This window comes from Rathayibacter tanaceti (genome assembly GCF_001634385.1).
GTDB lineage: Bacteria > Actinomycetota > Actinomycetes > Actinomycetales > Microbacteriaceae > Rathayibacter > Rathayibacter tanaceti.
This window is the reverse complement of sequence record NZ_LIIN01000199.1, coordinates 1-2,996: the sequence shown is the minus strand read 5'-3', so window position 1 is coordinate 2,996 and position 2,996 is coordinate 1. Positions and strand designations below refer to the sequence as shown.

Genomic DNA, 2,996 nt, shown 5'->3' with positions numbered 1-2,996 from the left:
CGGCCGACGACGTCGCTCGTCCGCGCGAGCGGTGCGACCTCGGGCAGTCGGGCGCGGAGCGACTGCTTGCTCGCCTCGCGGACGATGCTGCGCCACCGCTCGCGGCCCCTCTCCTCCTTCACGCCCGACCAGCGAGACACCGACCGGGTCGCCTGCCAGGGGACCACTTCGTCCACACCCAGCTCGGTCGCGGCCTGGACAGCGAGCTCGTCGCGATCCCCCTTGGCCAGCGCCTGCACGAGGACCAGGCGCGGCGAAGGCACCGGCGATTCCTGCACCGACTCGACCACGAGCACCACCCGCGCCGCCTCGGCGCTCTCGACCGCCGCCGTGGCGACGCGCCCGCGCCCGTCGCCCACCCGGACGCTCTCGCCCACGCGGATCCGGCTCACGGTGGCGGCGTGCCGTGCCTCCGCGCCCGTCAGCGCGAGCCGCGACCCGGGCGCGAAGCCGGCGGAGTCGAGCGTCTCGTCGATGTAGTGGTGCGCCACGGGATCAGCCGAGGAACCGGTCGCGGAGTTTGGAGAACAGGCCCTGCTGGAAGTGCGTCAGCGCGGGCTTCTGCGGCTTGTAGTGCTTCGCGAACTCCTGCATCAGCTCGCGCTCGCGGTGGCCGAGCTTGGTCGGGGTGACCACCTGGATGCCGATGCGGAGGTCGCCGCGTCCACTGCCGCGCAGCCGCGTCACTCCGCGGCCCTTGATCGTCACGATCTCGGTGCTCTGCGTGCCGGGTCTGATGTCGATGTCGATGTCACCGTCGAGCGCCGCGAGGGTGGCGGTGGAGCCGAGGATCGCGTCGGTCATCTGGACCTCGAGAGTGCAGAGCAGGTCGTCGCCGTTACGACTGAAGACGTCATGGTGCTTGACCTTGATCTCGAGGTAGAGATCGCCGTTGGGGCCGCCGGCGGGGCCGACCTCGCCGCTGCCGGGCATCTGAAGGCGCAGACCGGTGTCGACGCCGGCCGGCACATCGACGGGGACGGTGCGGCGCGCGCGGACGCGGCCCTGGCCCTGGCAGGTGGAGCAGGGGGTGGCGATGACGGTGCCGTAGCCGCGGCAAGTGCCGCACGGGCTCGCGGTCATCACATTGCCCAGCAGCGAGCGGACCGTGCGCTGGATCTGACCGGAGCCGTGGCAGATGTCGCACGTGATCGGCGAGGTGCCGGGCTGGCAGCAGGAGCCCTGGCAGGTCTCGCAGAGCACGGCGGTGTCGACCTCGAGGTCGCGGTGCGCCCCGAAGATGACCTCGTCGAGCGAGACCTCGACGCGCAGCAGGGCGTCCTGGCCGCGCTCGCGGCGCGAGCGGGGACCGCGTGACGAGCCCTGCGCGCCCTGGCCGAAGAAGGTCTCGAAGATGTCGCCGAAGCCGCCGAAGCCCTGCCCGCCTCCGCCGAAGCCCTCCTGGGGGCCGCGGTCGTACTGCGCACGCTGCTGGGCATCGCTCAGGACGTCGTAGGCGTGGGTGACGAGCTTGAAGCGCTCGGAGGCGTCGGCGCTCGGATTGACGTCCGGGTGCAGCTCGCGCGCGAGGCGGCGGTACGCCTTCTTGATCTCGTCGGCGGAGGCGTCGCGATCGACGCCCAGCACTTCGTAGTGATCGGCCACAGGTGGCTTCGTCCTTCGTTCGTGGGTCGGTGGGCCGGGCGCGGCGCACCCGGGGAACCGGCGGGGACCGGTGGGGTCTGGGGGCTATTCCTCGCCGAGGAGACGGGAGAGGTAGCGGGCGACGGCGCGCACCGCTGCGATGTTGCCGGAGTAGTCCATTCGGATCGGCCCGAGAACGCCCAGGCGCGAGACCTGGCCGCCCCCGGTGTTGTAGCCGCTGGTGAGCACCGAGGTCTCCTGGAGGCCGAAGGGCGCGTTCTCGCGGCCGATCCGCACCGAGATGCCCCGCGGATCGGGAGTCATCTCGGCGAAGAGGCGCAGCAGCTCCACTTGCTCCTCGATCGCCTCGAGCACCGGGTAGATGCTGCCCGAGAAGTCCTCCTCGGTGCGCACGAGGTTCGCTGCTCCGGCCATCACGAGCCGGTCCTGGCGGTTGGCGCCGACCTGCTCGAGCAGGGTCTGCACGATCGGGGTCAGCACGCGGTGCCGCTCGGGGCTGAACCGCTCGGCGACGGAGCCGAGGATCTCGGCCGCCTGCTGGAGGCCGAGGCCGAGCACAGCGGTGTTGAGCTTGGCCCGGATCTCGCCGAGGAGCGCGTCGTCGACGTCCTCCGGAGTCTCAAGGACGCGCTGGTCGACGCGCCCGGTGTCGGTGATGAGCACAGAGAGCAGCCGGCGCGGCGCGAGGGCGACCAGCTCCACATGGCGCAGCCGCGCGGCTCCGAAGGAGGGGTACTGCACCAGGGCGACGCTGTTGGTGAGCTGCGAGAGCAGCCGCACCGTCTTGACCAGCACCTCGTCGAGATCCGGGCTCTGACCGAGGAAGGTCTCGATCGCCTGCCGTTGCGCGGAGGTGAGCGGACGCAGGTCGGCGAGCTGGTCGACGAAGAGGCGGTAGCCCTTGTCGGTGGGCACACGGCCCGAGGAGGTGTGCGGGGCGGCGATCAGGTCTTCTTCTTCGAGCTGGGCCATCTCGTTGCGGATGGTGGCTGCAGACACGCCGAAGGCGTGCCGCTCGACGATCGACTTCGAGCCCACCGGCTCCCGGCTCGCCACGTAGTCCTGCACGATCACACGCAGGACCTGGAGACCGCGCTCCGTCACCATACGACCGACCTCCCGCCGGACTCCGGGTGCCCACGGGCACGCTCCTGTGCGGCGCTGCCGCCGCGCGGAGCCTGGCACTCCGCAACTCTGAGTGCCAATCATAACCGCGACCGAGCCCGGCGAGCGGGGATGTGCGGGGATCGGCCACACCCCCCGCCCGGCGCGGCCTGGGGAGGAGCCTCGCCGTCACCTCCGATCTCCTCCGCACGGACGACTGCGTGCGCCGCCGCCGCATGCCACGATGGACGCCGAGCGCACGGGGGATGCCCGGCGCCGACGCCGGA

3 protein-coding genes are annotated in these 2,996 nt (G+C 71.7%); all 3 read right to left on the bottom strand.

The genetic code is table 11. The features are described from left to right. Positions 1-491 (bottom strand): RsmE family RNA methyltransferase (locus tag ACH61_RS14720; RefSeq protein ID WP_153038919.1); only part of this gene is annotated, 491 nt, incomplete at its 3' end. Positions 492-495: 4 nt separating this feature from the next. Next, positions 496-1,605, bottom strand: a complete 1,110-nt coding sequence (dnaJ, locus tag ACH61_RS14715) for a molecular chaperone DnaJ (RefSeq protein ID WP_068213481.1) — start codon at positions 1,603-1,605, stop codon at positions 496-498. Between the two features lie 84 nt (positions 1,606-1,689). Continuing rightward, entirely contained in the window at positions 1,690-2,712 is a 1,023-nt protein-coding gene (hrcA, locus tag ACH61_RS14710; protein ID WP_068213478.1) for a heat-inducible transcriptional repressor HrcA, read from the bottom strand. Positions 2,713-2,996: the final 284 nt, after the last annotated feature.

What these genes read in the sequence shown, in the direction of transcription:
- hrcA (WP_068213478.1), bottom strand. Translation starts at nt 2,712, where the DNA reads ATGGTGACGGAGCGCGGTCTCCAGGTCCTGCGTGTGATCGTGCAGGAC.